This window comes from Burkholderia metallica (assembly GCF_001718555.1).
Classification (GTDB): domain Bacteria; phylum Pseudomonadota; class Gammaproteobacteria; order Burkholderiales; family Burkholderiaceae; genus Burkholderia; species Burkholderia metallica.
This window is the reverse complement of sequence record NZ_CP013403.1, coordinates 2,104,047-2,120,166: the sequence shown is the minus strand read 5'-3', so window position 1 is coordinate 2,120,166 and position 16,120 is coordinate 2,104,047. Positions and strand designations below refer to the sequence as shown.

The 16,120-nt window shown below is 69.7% G+C and carries 15 protein-coding genes; 14 read left to right on the top strand and 1 reads right to left on the bottom strand.

Annotated elements, in window-relative coordinates; genetic code table 11:
• The first annotated feature begins 85 nt into the window (after positions 1-85).
• Positions 86-1,732, top strand: a complete 1,647-nt coding sequence (locus WJ16_RS28950; protein WP_069260415.1) for an NRAMP family divalent metal transporter — start codon at positions 86-88, stop codon at positions 1,730-1,732.
• Positions 1,733-1,844: 112 nt separating this feature from the next.
• On the opposite strand, the gene WJ16_RS28945 is transcribed toward WJ16_RS28950, so the two are convergent.
• Entirely contained in the window at positions 1,845-2,750 is a 906-nt protein-coding gene (locus WJ16_RS28945; RefSeq protein ID WP_069261202.1) for a helix-turn-helix transcriptional regulator, read from the bottom strand.
• Positions 2,751-3,032: 282 nt separating this feature from the next.
• Here WJ16_RS28945 and WJ16_RS28940 point away from each other — a divergent pair, with 282 nt between their 5' ends.
• The 13 genes from WJ16_RS28940 to sctT all read left to right on the top strand — a co-directional run bounded on the left by WJ16_RS28940 (position 3,033) and on the right by sctT (position 16,113).
• A complete protein-coding gene (locus tag WJ16_RS28940; RefSeq protein WP_069260414.1) occupies positions 3,033-3,881 on the top strand; it encodes a helix-turn-helix transcriptional regulator in 849 nt (282 codons plus the stop codon).
• 234 nt (positions 3,882-4,115) lie between these two features.
• Entirely contained in the window at positions 4,116-6,323 is a 2,208-nt protein-coding gene (gene sctV / locus WJ16_RS28935) for a type III secretion system export apparatus subunit SctV (RefSeq protein ID WP_069260413.1), read from the top strand.
• Positions 6,320-6,598 carry a type III secretion system export apparatus subunit SctS gene (gene sctS, locus WJ16_RS28930; protein WP_006480854.1) on the top strand — a complete coding sequence of 93 codons (279 nt, stop codon included), beginning with the start codon at positions 6,320-6,322 and terminating at the stop codon, positions 6,596-6,598. The genes sctV and sctS overlap by 4 nt, the downstream gene beginning before the upstream one ends.
• Positions 6,598-8,634 carry a type III secretion system outer membrane ring subunit SctC gene (gene sctC, locus WJ16_RS28925; RefSeq protein WP_069260412.1) on the top strand — a complete coding sequence of 679 codons (2,037 nt, stop codon included), beginning with the start codon at positions 6,598-6,600 and terminating at the stop codon, positions 8,632-8,634. Before sctS ends, sctC begins: the two co-directional genes overlap by 1 nt.
• Positions 8,615-9,979, top strand: coding sequence for a type III secretion system inner membrane ring subunit SctD (sctD, locus tag WJ16_RS28920; protein WP_069260411.1), 1,365 nt, complete (start codon positions 8,615-8,617; stop codon positions 9,977-9,979). Before sctC ends, sctD begins: the two co-directional genes overlap by 20 nt.
• 141 nt (positions 9,980-10,120) lie before the next feature.
• A complete protein-coding gene (locus WJ16_RS28915) occupies positions 10,121-10,333 on the top strand; it encodes a hypothetical protein (protein WP_034180511.1) in 213 nt (70 codons plus the stop codon).
• 148 nt (positions 10,334-10,481) lie between these two features.
• Positions 10,482-10,958, top strand: a complete 477-nt coding sequence (locus WJ16_RS28910) for a hypothetical protein (RefSeq protein ID WP_069261201.1) — start codon at positions 10,482-10,484, stop codon at positions 10,956-10,958.
• 52 nt (positions 10,959-11,010) lie between these two features.
• Positions 11,011-11,880 (top strand): type III secretion system inner membrane ring lipoprotein SctJ, encoded by an 870-nt coding sequence (gene sctJ / locus WJ16_RS28905; RefSeq protein ID WP_069260410.1) that lies wholly within the window; start codon positions 11,011-11,013, stop codon positions 11,878-11,880.
• The gene (locus tag WJ16_RS28900; RefSeq protein WP_069260409.1) at positions 11,877-12,626 is read left to right on the top strand and encodes a SctK family type III secretion system sorting platform protein; all 750 of its coding nucleotides are present in this window, start codon (positions 11,877-11,879) and stop codon (positions 12,624-12,626) included. Before sctJ ends, WJ16_RS28900 begins: the two co-directional genes overlap by 4 nt.
• Complete coding sequence (gene sctL / locus WJ16_RS28895; RefSeq protein WP_069260408.1) at positions 12,608-13,237, top strand: type III secretion system stator protein SctL; 630 nt, start codon at positions 12,608-12,610, stop codon at positions 13,235-13,237. Before WJ16_RS28900 ends, sctL begins: the two co-directional genes overlap by 19 nt.
• On the top strand, positions 13,234-14,610 hold the full coding sequence (gene sctN / locus WJ16_RS28890; protein ID WP_069260407.1) for a type III secretion system ATPase SctN: 1,377 nt from the start codon (positions 13,234-13,236) through the stop codon (positions 14,608-14,610). The genes sctL and sctN overlap by 4 nt, the downstream gene beginning before the upstream one ends.
• Positions 14,603-15,310 carry a hypothetical protein gene (locus WJ16_RS28885; protein ID WP_069260406.1) on the top strand — a complete coding sequence of 236 codons (708 nt, stop codon included), beginning with the start codon at positions 14,603-14,605 and terminating at the stop codon, positions 15,308-15,310. The genes sctN and WJ16_RS28885 overlap by 8 nt, the downstream gene beginning before the upstream one ends.
• Positions 15,304-16,113 carry a type III secretion system export apparatus subunit SctT gene (gene sctT, locus WJ16_RS28880; protein WP_069260405.1) on the top strand — a complete coding sequence of 270 codons (810 nt, stop codon included), beginning with the start codon at positions 15,304-15,306 and terminating at the stop codon, positions 16,111-16,113. Before WJ16_RS28885 ends, sctT begins: the two co-directional genes overlap by 7 nt.
• The last annotated feature ends 7 nt before the right edge of the window (positions 16,114-16,120 follow it).

Here is a 16,120-nt window from a genome sequence, read left to right as displayed (position 1 = left end):
ACACGCGGCCGCGTCGAGCGGTCGCCCCGCGCGCATGCCAAGGTCGCCTGCTCATCGGATCATCATTAGCCGTACGGAACACATCATGTCCACGCCATCCAACGTATCTCCACCGATCGCCGCCGAACGCGGCGCCGTGCTCGACGAAGCCCACCTGGGCGACATCCGCGGTGCGCTCGGGACGATCGCGCATCACGACACCGGCGCGCGCGGCACGTGGTGGGCGCGCCTGCGCACGCTGCTCGCGATCGTCGGCCCGGGCCTCATCGTGATGGTGGGCGACAACGACGCCGGCGCATTCGGCACCTACACGCAGGCCGGCCAGAACTACGGCACGACGCTGCTGTGGACGCTGCTGCTGCTCGTGCCGGTGCTGTACGTGAACCAGGAAATGGTGCTGCGCCTCGGCGCGGTCACGGGCGTCGGCCATGCGCGCCTGATCTTCGAACGCTTCGGCAGGTTCTGGGGGGCGTTCAGCGTGATCGACCTGTTCCTGCTCAATGCGCTCACCATCGTCACCGAGTTCATCGGCATCACGTTCGTGCTGGCTTTCTTCGGGCTGCCGAAGGTGGCCGGCGTGTGCGTGGCCGCGGCGCTGACCATGGCCGCCGTGAGTACCGGCGATTTCCGGCGATTCGAGCGGTTCGCGATCGGGCTGTGCGTGCTGAGCCTGCTGCTCGTGCCGGTGCTCGTGTCGATCCATCCGCCCGTCGCGCAGATGTCGCGCGACTTCTTCGTGCCGAACTGGCCCGCGCACGCGAAGCTGTCGGACGTGATGCTGCTCGTGATCGGCATCGTCGGCACGACCGTCGCGCCGTGGCAGCTGTTCTTTCAGCAGAGCTACGTGATCGACAAGCGCATCACGCCGCGCTTCATGAAGTATGAAAAGGCCGACCTGTGGATCGGCATCGTGTTCGTGCTGATCGGTGCGGTCGCGATGATCGGCTTCAGTTCCGCGCTGTTCAGCGGGCATCCGGAAGCCGGCAACTTCACCGATGCGGGCGGCATCATCGCGGGCCTCGAGAAGTATGCGGGCCGTACGAGCGCGACGCTGTTCGCGGTGGCGCTGCTCGACGCGTGCATCATCGGCGCGGCGGCCGTGTCGCTGTCGACGGCCTATGCGATCGGCGACGTGTTCAGGATCCGCCACTCGCTGCATCGCGGCGTGTCCGATGCAAAGGGTTTCTATCTCGTGTATTTCGGCATCGTCGCGGCCGCGGCCGCGCTCGTGCTGATTCCGGGCAGCCCGCTCGGCCTGCTGACCGAAGCCGTGCAGACGCTCGCGGGCGTGCTGCTGCCGAGCGCGACGGTGTTCCTGCTGGTGCTGTGCAACGACCGCCAGGTGCTGGGGCCCTGGGTCAACTCGACGAAGCTCAACGTGTTCACCGGTGCGGTGATCTGGGTGCTCGTGCTGCTGTCGATCATCCTCACGGCGTCGGTGATGTATCCGGATATCAGCGGCGAAGCGATCGTCGACGTGCTGATCGGCGGCACCGTCCTCGCGATCGCCGGCTATATCGCGACGGTACTGGTTCGCCGCAACAAGCGCGTGATCGAACCGGCGGTCGACCGTTCGCTGCGCGACACGTGGCGCATGCCGGCGCTCGACACGCTCGAGCCGCGGAGCATGACGCTCGCCACGCGGATCTGGATGGCCGTGCTGCGCGGCTATCTCGTGATCGCGGTCGGTCTCGTGATCGTCAAGGTGGTGCAGATGACGCTGCTGAAGTAACGCGGCGGCTCGCTCGACCGCAAGCGGCACCGCGCCGCCACCCGCACATGCCGGCCCGCGAGGCCGGCATGTGCGTTTACCGACGCGTGTGACGACGGCACGCGGCGCGACGTCAGATCAGTTCGAGCTTCGACGTCAGGTACGTGAGCTGGATCCGGTTCGCGACACCGAAGCGCTTGCGCAGCTTGCGCAGGTGATAGTCGACGTTGTGCGCGCTGGTGTCGAGGCGCCGGCCGATCTCCTTGTCGGACGCGCCTTCGGCGATGCCGAGCAGCAGTTCCTGCTCGAACGGCGTGAGCCCGTTTACCGCGCGTTCGCGCGACGTCGAGATCAGTTGCGGCGACGCGAACTTGTGCACCGACAGCCCGATCGACAGCGCCTGCTCGATCGTCGCCGGCGTGATCCATTCGCGCGTGCGGCGCGGCGCGGTGAAGCTCATGAACGCGTGCAGACGCGTGCCGGGCACGGCCATCGAATACATGATGCCGCTGCACATCCCGTCGTCCTGCATCGTCTGCAGGAAGCCGTCGAGCGCGGCGGGCGTCGCGCGCGGGCCGGCGTCGTGCTCGCGGTGGTCGCGGCGCAGTTGCTGCAGGTCCCACACGATCGGCATGTTGCACACGCGTGCGCCGAGCGTGCGCGGATCGACGTCGTGATGGTTGTGCCGCACGTAGTCGCCGCGATAGGTGGCCGGCGTGAAGGCTTCGTGCAGGTAGAGGCTTTCGACCCGCTCGTGCGCGAATTCGAGTGCGAAGTACGCGAACGTCGAGAAACCCGTCAGATGCAGCAGGCTCGCGACGATCCGGTTGCGCTCGGCCGTGCTCTGCGCGTGCGCGAGCGTGTCGGCGACGCCGAGCTTCGGCGCATGCGGCTGCGTGAGCTCGCCGCGCTTCACGTCGTCGCACCAGACGACCTGCACCGGGCGCTCCCGCAGCACGTCGGGGCGCGCGTTCAGCCCGTGCGACGGACGGGCAATGGTTGAGGCGACCGCTTCTTCATGCAATGCAATATCGGACATGAGCCATCCCTCGGAATCGACGCGCATCGCCTGGCGGCGGCCGTATCGTGTACGGCATTCGCGGCGGTGCGATCGAGCATCGTGTGATATGCGCCGATCGTCATCCCTGACGAAACGCGGGGGCATTGTACAAAAATGCGTCGGTGCGCGTAATATGCCGTAATACTAATCGCGGTGAAAGTTTCATATTCGCACGCGTATAACGACGACCAGAAAATCCTAAAGAAAAGACCAGATCGTGACGGGGCGCAGTTTCACATATTGGGAAAGGGCGGGCTCCTCATGACACATGCTGACGGCGCACCACGCGTCGAATGGTTCTCACAAGCCGATATAACGGCGGCCGCCGCTTATTCGAGCGAATATCAGTCAATCGAGCGCGACGTTTTTACCGGCTTGCAAATTACGCCAGGTAAATCCGACTTCGCATCGGTCGATTTCGCGCAATGCCATGCGCGATTGCGGCAAATCGGATTCAGCACGCTCGGTTACGGCGCGTACGAAATGATCGGGCGGCGCATCCTGTGCGCGCACCTGCTGCGCGACCTCGCGCCGGCGACATTCATGCAGCCGTTCATCGAAGGCATGCTCTACGAAAGCGACCCGCGTTTCGCGCAGGTGCGGCAGAGCGGCTTTCCGGTCGCGTGGCGGCTCGACGAGATCGAAGCGGCCGCGCAGGGCAGCGGCGACCGCAAGGTGCTCGCGCTTGCCGGCCATCTGCGCGCGCACGCGATGAACAGCGGCGTCATCTTCGGGCTGTCGGCGCCGCGCCTCGACCTGCGGGTCGCGGTGAACCTGACGTCGGAGACGCACGGCACGGACTGGATCGACGATCGCGTGATCGGCGGCGCGTTGTCGGTCAGCCTTGCCGTGCATCGCGTCGCGCTGCCGTTCCTCGAGGCGCGCGTCGCGCGCATGCGCGGCTTTGCGCTCGGCGACGAACAGCAGCAGGTGCTCGACCGCCTCGTGCACGGGCTGTCCGATCAGGAGATCGCGAGCGCGCTGCGCACGTCGCTGCACAAGGTCGGTCACCATATCCGCTCGCTCGAAAAACTCTTCAACGTGCAGAACCGTGCGCAACTCGCGTACCTCGCCGCACGGCGGATGCCGTCCGACCTGACGTCCGCCTGACGCGCGCGCCGGCGGCCCGGCGCGCGATGGAAGCGGTTCCGGCGGCGCGTGCCGGAACGTGCCGCCGGGTTTCGTAGTCCGATTCGATCGTGGCCGGAAAACGCGCTTTCACGCTACGAGGCGCGTGCCTTTTTCCGTCGTTCCCCGTCGCTACACTCGTCCCATTCAACGGTCCGTGCGACATGGGGCAGGGTTGCCCGTACCAGCAGGCAATAACGACAGGACGACGGCACGATGGCAGAACCGAAGGCGCTCCCCCGCGACTGGCAGCGGTTGTTTTCCGCTGGCCGCGGCGTGTCCGGACGGCGCTTCGGGGGCGCATCGCCGCGCGCCGATCTGTTTCTCGCGACGTTCATCGTCGCGGTCGTCGCGCTGTTCATCCTGCCGCTGCCGCAGGCCGCGCTCGACGGAATGATCTCGCTGAATCTCGCCGCGAGCGTCGTGTTGCTGACGGTGTCGACCTACGTGCCGTCGGCGGTCAGCTTCTCGTCGTTTCCGGCGCTGCTGCTGTTCACGACGCTGTTCCGGCTCGCGCTGAACATCGCGTCGTGCAAGCTGATCCTGCTGCATGCGAACGCGGGTCACGTGATCGACGCATTCGGGCGGCTCGTGGTGGGCAACAACGTCGTGGTGGGCGGCGTGGTGTTCCTCGTGATCGCCGTCGTGCAGTTCATCGTGATCGCGAAGGGCTCGGAGCGGGTGGCCGAGGTCGGCGCGCGCTTCTCGCTCGATGCGATGCCGGGCAAGCAGATGAGCATCGACGCGGACCTGCGCGCGGGCATCATCAGCGCCGACGAAGCGCGCGAACGCCGCGAGAAGCTCGAGCAGGAATCGCAGATGCACGGCGCGATGGACGGCGCGATGAAGTTCGTGAAGGGCGACGCGATTGCCGGCCTCGTGATCGCGTTCATCAACATCGTCGCGGGGATCGCGGTCGGCACGCTGATGCACGGCATGGATATCGGCGAAGCGCTGCAACGTTACGCGATCCTGACGGTCGGCGACGGGATGGCGTCGCAGATCCCGTCGCTGCTCGTGTCGATCGCGGCCGGCATCGTGACGACGCGTGTCGCGACCCGCGATGCACGGCAGCGCCAGCTCGGCGAACAGCTCGGCGAGCAGCTGGGCGCGCATCCGCGCGCATTGCTGATCGCGGCGTTCGTGCTGAGCGGTTTTCTCGTCGTACCCGGTTTTCCGAAATGGTCGTTCGCGCTGATCGCGCTCGGCCTCGGCGCGTTTGCGTTCTCGCAGCTCAGGCGCAAGACGGCCGCGCCGAGCTTCAACCTGATTCATGTCGCGGGGCGCGTCGGCGCGGCCGACGACGGCCAGCCCGCGAAGGTGTCGCATGCGGCCGGCGTCACGTCGCTGATCGCGGTGTCGCTGTCCGACGACCTGCGCGCGAGCCTGAACCTGGCGCACCTGCAGGCCGCGCTGTCGAGCGCGAAGGCGCGGGTCGACGCGGACATCGGCACGGTGTTTCCGCGCATCACGCTGAACGACGACGAAGGCGCGGCGGCCGGCACGTACCGGATCTACCTGCAGGACGTGCTCGCCGCGCAAGGCGCGCTGAAGCCGGGCTGGCTGCTGTGGGACGGTGTCGCGCCGCTGCCCGAGCGCGCGGAGCGCCAGCCGGCCGAAGCGTTCGGCCCGTTCGCGACCGCGCTGTGGATCAAGCCCGACGGCGCCGCGCCCGACGGCAGGTGGCTGTCGAGTGAAGGCGCGCTGGCCGCGCACGTCGAGCAGATCGTGCGCCAGCATGCGGACGAACTGCTCGGGATCCAGGAGACGCAGGCGCTCGTGCACCTGGTGCGCCGCGATCACCCGGAGCTCGTCGGCGAACTGACGCGGCTCGTGCCGCTGCAGCGCGTGACCGAGGTGTTGCGCCGGCTGCTGGCGGAACAGGTGCCGATCCGCAATCTGCGCGTGATCTTCGAGAGCCTGATCACGTGGGCGCCGAACGAACCCGACGACGTGATCGCGCTGGTCGAACTCGTGCGTGTCGACCTGCGCCGGATGATCACCGACCGCCATGCGGGCACGACGCGCCAGCTGCGGGTCGTGCTGTTCGAGCAGAACCTGCAGGAGCGGATCGAGCGTGCGGTGATGCGCACGAAGCAGGGGAATTTCCTCGCGCTGTCGAGCGCGGTCAAGCAGGACATCGGCGAGCAGGTGCGCGCGATCGTGCAGGCCGCGCAGGCGGCCGGCCCCGGCGGTCACGGCACTGCGCAGGGCGCCGCGCGGCTCGCGGTGATGGTCGCGCTCGGCGCGCGCCGCTACGTGAAGACGATCCTGCAGCCGGTGCTGCCCGACCTCGCGGTGCTGTCGTACCAGGAGGTCGAGGAGGACGTGCAGCTGCATACGGTCGGCTGGGTCAAGAACCCGCCGGACGACGGGACGGTCGGCGCGGGCGCCGACGTGCGCGTGCCGGGAGCCGTGCAATGACCAGCTCGACGATCCTCGACCTGACGCGGCAGGCGCTGATGCTCGTGCTGCTGCTGTCGCTGCCGATCGTGCTGATCGCCACCGTCACCGGCCTCGTCGTCGCGATTCTGCAGGCCGTCACGCAGGTGCAGGACGCCAATATCGGCATCGCGGTGCGGCTGATCGCCGTGATGGTCGCCCTCGTGCTGCTGTCGGGCTGGCTCGGCGGCGAAGTGCTGCGTTTCGCGCAGCAGGCGCTGGAACGCATGTTCGTTTCTTCCACAGGAGTGCTTTGATGCGTCGACGCGTCGCCTCGATCCGGTTTCAACCGCGCAGCCTGCAACGGGCCGCGCTTGCCGTGTGCGCGAGCGCGCTGCTCGCGGCATCGCTGTGCATGGCGCCCGCGCAGCCCGCGCGCGCCGCGGACCTGCGCTGGCGCAACAAGCCGTTCACGATCGTCGCGAACGGCAAGAAGATCGGCGACTTCATCCGCGAGCTCGCGTCATCGCAGGGCGTGACGGCGGTGGTCGACCCGAAGGTCGACGGCGTGATCAGCGGCCGCTTCTCCGGTACGCCGCAGCAGACGCTGGATACGATCTGCTCGACCTACGGCCTGACCTGGTACTACGACGGATCGTTCCTGTACGTCGATCCGGCCGACCAGTCGCAGACGCAGATGATCCCGATCCCGCCGAATGCCTCCGGAGAAATCGGCCGCGCGCTGCAGGCCATGCAGATCCCCGACAAGCGCTACACGCTGGTGATCAACGACCGCGCGAACAGCGTGTACGTGGCCGGCCCGCGCCGCTACGTCGAACTCGTGCGGCAGGCGGTGGGCTCGGTCGGCGACCCGTCGGCGAACGGCGCGCACGCGGACATCCGCGCGTTCCGGCTCAAGTACGGCTGGGCGTCGGATTTCACGATCAACCGCTCCGGCAAGGAAGTGACGGTGCCGGGCGTCGCGACGATCCTGCGGCGGCTGTTCGGCAAGGCGGCCGACACGACCGCGGCGCCGTCGAACCCGTCGCTCGGGCAGGCCGCGCGCCAGGTGAAGCTCGGCTCGGGGCTGACGATCGCGGTGCCGCGCCTCGATTTCCCCGACATCTCCGGCGGCCCGCGTTCGGGCGGCTATGCCGGCGACGGCAGCATGGGCGGCGGGTTCTCGCCGTTCTCGAACGGCGGCGGCGACACGCTGCCGCAGATCGTCGCCGACCCGGCGATCAACGCGGTGATCGTGCGCGACCTGCCGGAGAACATGTACCGCTACCAGTCGCTGATCGGCCAGCTCGACGAGCGGCCGCGCATCGTCGAGATCAACGTGACGATCATCGACATCAACGAGGATTCGCTCGACAGCCTCGGGATCGACTGGCGCCTGCACACGACGCACGGCGACGTGCAGATCGGCAATGGCCAGAATGCGCTGAACGGCAACACGCAGTACAACGGCAGCGGCAATCCGCCGCTGACGTTCGGGATCGGCACGTCGGAAACCGGGCAGACGGGCACCTTCATGCCGACCGGCATCGCGCTGACCGCGTCGATCGGCGGGTCGCTGCGCAACTACCTGCTCACGCGCGTGAACGCGCTCGCGCAGAAGGGGCAGGCGCAGCTGCGATCGAAGCCGAAGGTGCTCGCGCTCGACAACACCGAGGCGATCCTCGAGAACCTCACGCAGTTCTACGTGCAGGTGCCGGGCTATCAGGATTCGTCGCTGTACAGCGTGACGACCGGCACGAGCATCAAGGTGACGCCGATGATCGTCGACGAGGCGATCCGCAATGCGGCCGCCGTATCCGGCAACCCGCAGAGCGTGATGATGTCGATCGACATCCAGGACGGCAACATCGTGCCGGGGCAGGCCGTGTCGAACGTGCCGGTGATCCAGCAGCGCAACATCGTCACCAAGACGATGATCGACGAAGGCAAGAGCCTGCTGATCGCGGGTTTCAACGACGACGAGGTGCGGCTGAACAAGAGCGGCGTGCCCTGGCTGTCCGACATTCCGCTGATCGGCAACCTGTTCAAGTACACCGACAAGTCGGGCAACCACATGGAGCGGTTCTACCTGCTGACGCCGCGCGTGGTGACGACCGCGTCGATGTATGCGCCCGACGGCTCGCCGGTGAACCCGGGCGCCGACGGGCCGGCCAGTCCGGAAGGGATGTCGATGTACCGGCCGCCGGACAACGACGTCGCGGTGCCGCTGACGCCGAAGCCGCTGCCCGGCACGAAGTTCGGGCCGCCCGCGTTGCCGCCGCCGTCGGGTTCGGCGTCGCAGCCGGCGGCGACGACCGCAGGAGTTACCCCGCATGTCGACGACCATCATTGATCCGCACGGCGACGGTGCATTGCCCGGCGGCGCGGGAGGCGCGGGGGCCGGTTCGGCCGCGCCCGCGTCGCCGTGGAACCTGTGCTTCCTGAGCGGGCCGATGTACGGCCGCACGATGTCGCTCGCGCGCGGCGCGAACTGGGTCGGCACCGCGGCCGACTGCGAGGTGATCCTGCCCGATCGCGAGATCGGCGCGAAACAGGTGTGCCTGCAGGTCGGCGCGCTCGCGGTGACCGTGCAGAACCACGGCGGCGACGCCGGCGCACCGGTCCTGTTCAACGACGAGCCGCTCGGCGCGGGCCGCCGCTCGCTGACGCCGCACGACGTCGTGACGGTCGGCTCGATCCGGCTCGGCATCGCGCGGCACGCGCAGGCGAGCGTCGCGCTGCCGGATGAAGCCGGCACGCCGGACCCCGCGCGCGAGGCGGCGTGGCTCGGCTGGCTCGCGGGCGGACTGCGCCGCCTCGGCAGCCGGCGGCTCGTGATCGCGCTGGTCGCGCTGTGGCTCGGCGTGCTGCTCGGCGCGCTCGGCTACGGTTTCGTCACGTGGTCGGGGCGCCTGCCGTGGCAGCACGAATCGGTGCTCGCGCGCACGCACCGGCTGCAGCAACTGCTGCGCGCGTACCCGGAGCTGGCCGTCGCGCCGCGCGACGACGGCGTGATCGTGTCGGGCTACGTGAGCGATCCGGCCGCGCGCGAACGCGTCGCGCAGATCGTCGCGGGCGTCGACAACGCGGCGCTCGGCAACATCTACGTGGTCAGCGACCTGGTCGCGACCGCGCAGACCTATTTCAGCGACACGGCGCTGACGGTCGCGTATCTCGGCCGCGGCCGGATCGAGCTGACGGGCACGGCCGCGCGCGCGCAGATCGAGCCGCGTATCCGCAACTACATGAAGGATGCGCGTCCGGCGCTCGAGGTGGTCGATCACGTGCGCGATGCCGACGCGGGCGCGCCGCGCACCGCGACGACGCTCGGCGGCACGGCGGGGATTCCGGAGATCACGACCGTGTTCGCCGGCGACGGCGACCAGCGCTACATCGAGACCGCCGACGGCAGCCGCTATTTCGAGGGCGCGCGGCTGAAGGAGGGCGCGACGGTCGTGTCGATCGGCCCGGACGAAGTCGTGTTCGAGCGCAACGGCCAGCGCATCACGATGCCGCTCGGCGGCCCGTCGGCGCATGCGCCCGAGCAGGTGCCGGCGCCACCCGTGGCGCCGCTTGCGAGCGGCGCGGCGGCCGGGATCGCGCAACCGGTGCCGATGTCGTCGCCGGATGGTTTGCCGTCCGATGCCGCGGCGGCCGGTGCCGCGGCGCAACGCGCATCGAAGGACGCGGCGCACTAGCGTCGTGACAGGTCATGCGCATCGCGCGGCGCGCGGTGCGCGCATTACGCGGGGCGTCGCGAGCGTGCGGCGCCCCACGTCGACGGCGGGGCATGGGGCTTCCGTCGCCAGGTGGATGACGTTCACGTAAAGGAGCGCAACATGGGTACGCAGGCAGCAGGTGGTGCAACCAACACGAACCAGGTCCAGCAGCAGGCGGACGACCTGACCAAGACGCAGCTCGAACTGACGAAGATCAACTTCCAGGTCCAGCAGTCGACCGCGACGTTCGAAACCAGCAACGCCGTGACCGCGCAGGAGGGGACGGCGAACGCCCAGGTCGCGCAACACCTGAGCTCGGCCGGCCGCGCATGACGCCGGCCGCCGGCCACGCCGCGCACCGTTGTGCGCCGGGCGTGCCCGCGACGGGCGCCCGGTGGTGGCGGTGCGCGTGCCGGCCGGCCTGTTCCGGGCGGGCCCGACCGATCCGGTCCGGCGCGTGCTTTTCGAGGAGGGCATGGACATGTCAGTGACAGGCGTAGGCGCGGCGACGCCGGGCGCGGCCGCGCTCGCGGGGGCCGCGCAGCAAACGGGCGCGGCGTCCGATCCGGCGCAGGTGCGCCAGTTCGATGCGTTGATGCAGCCGGGCGCTTCACCAGCGGCGCCGCCGTCTTCGTCGGGCGTCGCGATGTCGCGCGCGCCGGCCGATGCGGCGCCGGCCGTGCAGATGACGCCCGCGCAGGCGAACCCGTCGTCGCTCGTCGAGCGGTTGCGCACCTACGGCAACGATCTCGACGCGCGGTACGCGAACATCGACAAGCATCGCAGCGAGATGCTGACGTCGATGGCCGACAGCCGCAGCGATCCGATGATGACGATGGTGAAGGCGATGGATTTCCAGTGGACGGCGACCACCACGATTTCGGAATACCAGTTGAGCCTGTCGGTCGCGCAGGCGGCGAACGGCTTCACGCACACGGTGCTGAAGACGCAGGAGTGAAAGCGCGCGTGCGGGCCGAGTGCGGCCTCACGCGCCCTGAAGCGGACAAACGATGACGACGATCGATTCGACGCCGCGCGCGCATGCGTGGCGCAGCCGGGCGGCGCGCGCGCTGCTCGCGGGGCTGCTCGTGCTGCTGGCCGGGTGCCAGAAGGAGCTGTACTCGGGCCTGTCGGAGCGCGATGCGAACCAGATGGTCGCGGTGCTCGGCGACGCGGGCATCAGCGCGTCGAAGGACAACGACGCGCGCGACACGTCGGACCGCAACGCGTGGCTCGTCAGCGTCGCGGACGGCGACATGCAGTCGGCGCTCACGGTGCTGCAGGCGAACGGGTTGCCGAAGCCGAGCTATGCGAGCCTCGGCGAGCTGTTCCAGAAGCAGGGCCTCGTGTCGACCCCGGCCGAGGAACGCGTGCGCTACCTGTACGGCGTGTCGCAGGACCTGTCGCGCACGCTGCAGGACATCGAGGGCGTGGTCGTCGCGCGCGTGCAGGTCGTGATTCCGGAGAACGATCCGCTCGCGGACAAGATCAAGCCGTCGTCGGCGGCCGTGTATATCCGCTACCGGCCCGGCGTCGACCTGCGCGCGATGGCGCCGATGGTCAAGGATCTCGTCGCGCACAGCATCGAAGGGCTGCAGTACGACAACGTGTCGCTGTTCCTGCAGCCGGCCGCCGCGCGCGCGACGCGCGTGGACGGGATCGGCAGCGCGGTGACCGACATCGTGCGGCTGCGCTCGCCGCTCGGCTGGCTCGTATTCGCGCTGATCCTGCTGACCTGCGCGGTGATCGCGCTGTCGGCGGCGCGGCGCGGGATGTTCGGCGCACGGCTCGCGGGCCTGCTCGGCGCGTCGCGCGCGGCGCACGGGACGGCCGGTTCCGGCGGCCTGCGCACGCCGGACGGCGCGCGCGACGGCGCATGAGCGATCCGTACGCGCCGCCGCCGGGCGACGGGCCCGCCGCATCCGACGCGGCGCCGCTGCCGTGGCTGCAGCCGCTCGGGCCGCCGCCCGCGGCGCGGCGCGCCGCGTTTCATGCGCTCGTCTGCGACTTCAACCTGCGGCCCGACCGCTATCTGCACGTGACGCGCGTGCCGGCCGACTGGCCCGCGCGCTACCGTTCGCCGGATGCGTTCGGCGCGGCCGGCCGCAAGCTGCTGGCGCGGTACCTGCTCGACGCGCACGGCGTGGCCGGCCGGCACGACTTCGACGTCGCGAACCCGTGCGCGCGGCTCGCGCTGCTGCCGGGCGCGGCGCTCGAGCAGCTGGCCGCGTATGCGGGGCTGCTGCTGCATCGCCCGTGGCTGCGCGATGCGCTGGCCGTGCGGCGGATTCGCGCCGAAGTCGCGGCGAAGCTCGGCGCGGACGCACTGGAACTCGCGCTCGAACGCGCGCCGGAATTCGGTGCGCTCACCGACACGCTCGAGCCGTGGCGCGCCGATCCCGCTGCGTTGCCTGCGATGATTCGCGCGCGCGGCGGCCGGCTGCTGGCGGATTTCATCGGTGCGGCGGGCGACGCGGTCGCGCGGCGCACGCGCCTGAAGTTCCACCGCGCGATCGACGACGAAGCGCCGTACTGGCTGAACCGCGCGCAGCGCGATCAGTTCGGCGAACTGATGTTCCTGTTTCTGATTCCCGAGAGGCTCGCGTCATGGGACTGGCTTTTCTGATCACGAGCGACAACCTGCAACTCCTGTCGGAGCGCAAGGTGCTCAAGGAGCGCGAATACGCGGCGCTGCTCGACGCGTCCGCGGTGATCGCCACCGCGCGCGACGAGGCCGCGCGCATCGTCGCCGACGCGCAGCGCGAATTCGACAGGCGCCAGGCGGCCGGCTACGACGAAGGGGTGCGCCGCGCGCAGCGCGAGCAGGCCGCGCAGGCCTATACGCAGGCGCTCGCCGCCGCGCGCACGATGGAGACGATGAAGGATGCGATGGCCGACATCGTCGTGAAGGCCGTGCGCGCGATCGTCGGCGAGATGAGCACGAAGACGCTGTACGAGGCCGCGCTCGCGCGGATCGCGCCGCTCGTGCGCGACGAGGCGTTCCTGATCGTGCGGGTCGCGCCCGGCCGCCAGGACGAAATGCGCGACGCGCTCGACGGCGCATTCGCCGGGCAGTCGAACCGGCAGAAGATCCGCATCGTCGAGGACGCGCAGCTCGAACGCCATGCGTGCACGGTCGAGACGCCGTCCGGGCGCATCGACGCGAGCCTCGACCTGCAGATCGACGCGCTGCGCCAGGCGATCCGCCGCGATGCGCTGAAGGGCGCCGCGCGATGAACGCACCGCTCGACGATACGCTGCCGGCGGGCGACGACGACGGCGCGCCGTTCGATCGCGGCCGCCTCGTCGGCGAGCTCGATGCGGGGCTCGCGTTCTTCTCGCCGGTGTCGGTGCAGGGCCGCGTCAATCACGCGGTCGGGCAGATCCTGAACGCGACGGGCATCCGTGCGCGGCTCGGGGAAATCTGCGAGCTGCGCACGCCGAACCAGCCGACGCTGCTCGCCGAAGTGGTCGGCTTCTCGCGGCAGACGACGCTGCTCACGCCGCTCGGCGACGTGGCGGGGCTGTCGCCCGAGACGACCGTCGTGCCGTCCGGGCGCGAGCATGTGTTTCCGGTCGGAGAAGGGCTGTTCGGCCGCGTGCTCGACGGGCTCGGCCGGCCGCTCGACGATCGCGGGCCGGTGACCGGCGCCGCGTGGGTGTCGACGCAGCAGGACCCGCCGAATCCGCTCGCGCGCAAGCTGATCGACACGCCGTTTCCGACCGGCGTGCGCGTGATCGACGGCTTGATGACGCTCGGCATCGGGCAGCGCGTCGGCATCTTCGCGCCGTCCGGCGTCGGCAAGAGCACGCTGCTCGGCATGATCGCGCGCGGCGCGCAGGCCGACGTGAACGTGATCGCGCTCGTTGGCGAACGCGGCCGCGAGGTGCGCGAATTCATCGAGCACAGCCTGTCGCCCGAGGTGCGCGCGCGGTCGATCGTCGTCGTGTCGACGTCCGATCGCCCGGCGATGGAGCGTGTGAAATCCGCGCTGGTCGCCACCGCGATCGCCGAACATTTCCGCGATGCGGGCAAGCGCGTGCTGCTGCTGGTCGATTCGCTCACGCGCTTCGCGCGCGCGCAGCGCGAGGTCGGCCTCGCGAGCGGCGAGCCGCCGACCCGGCGCAGCTTCCCGCCGTCGACGTTCGCGGTACTGCCGCGCCTGCTCGAGCGCGCGGGGCAGGGCTCGCGCGGCTCGATCACCGCGCTCTATACGGTGCTCGTCGAAGGCGACGAGGAATCGGATCCGATCGCCGAGGAAGTGCGCTCGATCCTCGACGGCCATATCGTGCTGTCGCGCAAGATCGCGCTCGCGAACCGCTATCCGGCGATCGACGTGCTCGCGAGCCTGTCGCGCGTGATGCCGCTCGTCGCGAGCCGCGCGCACCAGCATGCGGCCGCGCGCGTGCGCGAGCTGATCGCGAAGTACCAGGAAATCGAGCTGCTCGTGCAGATCGGCGAATATCGCGAAGGCAGCGACCGGCTCGGCGATCTCGCGCTGCGCGCGCGCGACGCGATCGGTGCGTTCTGCGCGCAGGCGTCGGACGAGGACGTGCGCTTCGACACGCTGCTCGCGAAGCTGACGAAGCTGGCGAACGATCATGTCTGAAGCCGACGACCGCCTCGTGCTCGCGACGCTCGCGCGCCTGAAGCGCGTGCGCGCGATGCGCAGCCAGATCGCACGCGTCGCGGCCGCGCGCCAGCAGGGTATCGCCGCGCAGAGCCGCCGCGCGCTCGCGGCCGCGCACGCGCAGCTGGCGCAGCAGGTCGCCGCGAAGGCCGCGATCCAGACGCGGCTCGCCGACGACGTGCGCGAGGCGCGCGCGCTGCAGGATGCGGCGGCCGACACGCGCACGTTCGACCGGCAGATCGGCACCGCGAACGCGTCGGTGAACGAGGCCGCGCACGTGCATCGCGGCCACGAGGCGACGCTTGCCGACCTGCAGCGCGCCGCGCGCAAGGCGCAGGCAGCCGAGGACAAGCTCGGGAAAGCCGGCGAGAAGGCGCTGCACGCGCGCGCCGCGCGGGTCGAGCGCGATGCTGACGAAGTCGCGGACGGCCATGCGGTGCGACGTTTCGCGACGGCTGGCGCATGGGCGGCCGTGGGCGCCGACGCGTCGGGCCACGGGGCGGCCGCGTCCGATGCAGCGCAGGCATTCGATGCGGAGATGACCGCACCGCGGGCCGATACGCGAGCCGACCGGGACGACCCGAACGACCCGAACGACCCGGCCGCTTCCGCCGCCGATGGCGTTGGCGATGATCTCCCCGATGTCGCCACGCCGGCCACGCTGGAGCGCCGATGCTAGACCCGGCCTCGGGCTTCAACGACGTCGCGGGCACGCTGCGGCCGCTGCTCTATGTGATGCCGCGCCTGTTGCCGATCATGTTCGTCGTGCCGGTATTCAACGAGCAGATCGTCACGGGCCTCGTGCGCAACGGAATCGCGGTCGTGATCGCCGCGTTCGTCGCGCCGGCGATCGACGCCGCGCAGGTGGCCGCGCTGCCGTTCCTGATGTGGTGCCTGCTCGTCGCGAAGGAGGCGATGGTCGGCATGTTGCTCGCGGGCGCGTTCAGCGCGGTGCTGTTCGCGATCCAGGGCGTCGGCTACCTGATCGACTTCCAGACCGGCAGCGGCAGCGCCGCGTTCTTCGATCCGATGGGCGGACACGAAGGCGGCCCGACGTCGGGATTCCTCAATTTCGTCGCGATCGCGCTGTTCGTCACCGCAGGCGGGCTGCAGGTGCTCGTGCAGCTGTTCGCGCAGTCGTATGCGTGGTGGCCGATCGGCTCGCTCGGCCCCGATTTCTCGTCGATGCTGCAGACCTTCGTCGTGCGCCAGACCGACACGATCTTCGAATGGATGGTGAAGCTCGCCGCGCCGGTGACGATCGTGCTGGTGCTCGTCGAGCTCGGCGTCGGGCTGGTCGGGCGCGCGGTGCCGCAGCTCAACGTGTTCGTGTTCTCGCAGCCGCTGAAGAGCGCGCTCGCGCTGCTGATGATGGTGCTGTTCCTGCCGGTGGTGTACGCGTCGCTGCATGCACTGCTGAGCCCCGACAGCGGGTTGATGGCGTTGCTGCGCGCCCTGTTCGCCGCGCACGGCGGCGCGTGAGCGCGAC

What these genes read in the sequence shown, in the direction of transcription:
- WJ16_RS28950 (WP_069260415.1), top strand. Translation starts at nt 86, where the DNA reads ATGTCCACGCCATCCAACGTATCTCCACCGATCGCCGCCGAACGCGGC.
- WJ16_RS28945 (WP_069261202.1), bottom strand. Translation starts at nt 2,750, where the DNA reads ATGTCCGATATTGCATTGCATGAAGAAGCGGTCGCCTCAACCATTGCC.
- WJ16_RS28940 (WP_069260414.1), top strand. Translation starts at nt 3,033, where the DNA reads ATGACACATGCTGACGGCGCACCACGCGTCGAATGGTTCTCACAAGCC.
- sctV (WP_069260413.1), top strand. Translation starts at nt 4,116, where the DNA reads ATGGCAGAACCGAAGGCGCTCCCCCGCGACTGGCAGCGGTTGTTTTCC.
- sctS (WP_006480854.1), top strand. Translation starts at nt 6,320, where the DNA reads ATGACCAGCTCGACGATCCTCGACCTGACGCGGCAGGCGCTGATGCTC.
- sctC (WP_069260412.1), top strand. Translation starts at nt 6,598, where the DNA reads ATGCGTCGACGCGTCGCCTCGATCCGGTTTCAACCGCGCAGCCTGCAA.
- sctD (WP_069260411.1), top strand. Translation starts at nt 8,615, where the DNA reads ATGTCGACGACCATCATTGATCCGCACGGCGACGGTGCATTGCCCGGC.
- WJ16_RS28915 (WP_034180511.1), top strand. Translation starts at nt 10,121, where the DNA reads ATGGGTACGCAGGCAGCAGGTGGTGCAACCAACACGAACCAGGTCCAG.
- WJ16_RS28910 (WP_069261201.1), top strand. Translation starts at nt 10,482, where the DNA reads ATGTCAGTGACAGGCGTAGGCGCGGCGACGCCGGGCGCGGCCGCGCTC.
- sctJ (WP_069260410.1), top strand. Translation starts at nt 11,011, where the DNA reads ATGACGACGATCGATTCGACGCCGCGCGCGCATGCGTGGCGCAGCCGG.
- WJ16_RS28900 (WP_069260409.1), top strand. Translation starts at nt 11,877, where the DNA reads ATGAGCGATCCGTACGCGCCGCCGCCGGGCGACGGGCCCGCCGCATCC.
- sctL (WP_069260408.1), top strand. Translation starts at nt 12,608, where the DNA reads ATGGGACTGGCTTTTCTGATCACGAGCGACAACCTGCAACTCCTGTCG.
- sctN (WP_069260407.1), top strand. Translation starts at nt 13,234, where the DNA reads ATGAACGCACCGCTCGACGATACGCTGCCGGCGGGCGACGACGACGGC.
- WJ16_RS28885 (WP_069260406.1), top strand. Translation starts at nt 14,603, where the DNA reads ATGTCTGAAGCCGACGACCGCCTCGTGCTCGCGACGCTCGCGCGCCTG.
- sctT (WP_069260405.1), top strand. Translation starts at nt 15,304, where the DNA reads ATGCTAGACCCGGCCTCGGGCTTCAACGACGTCGCGGGCACGCTGCGG.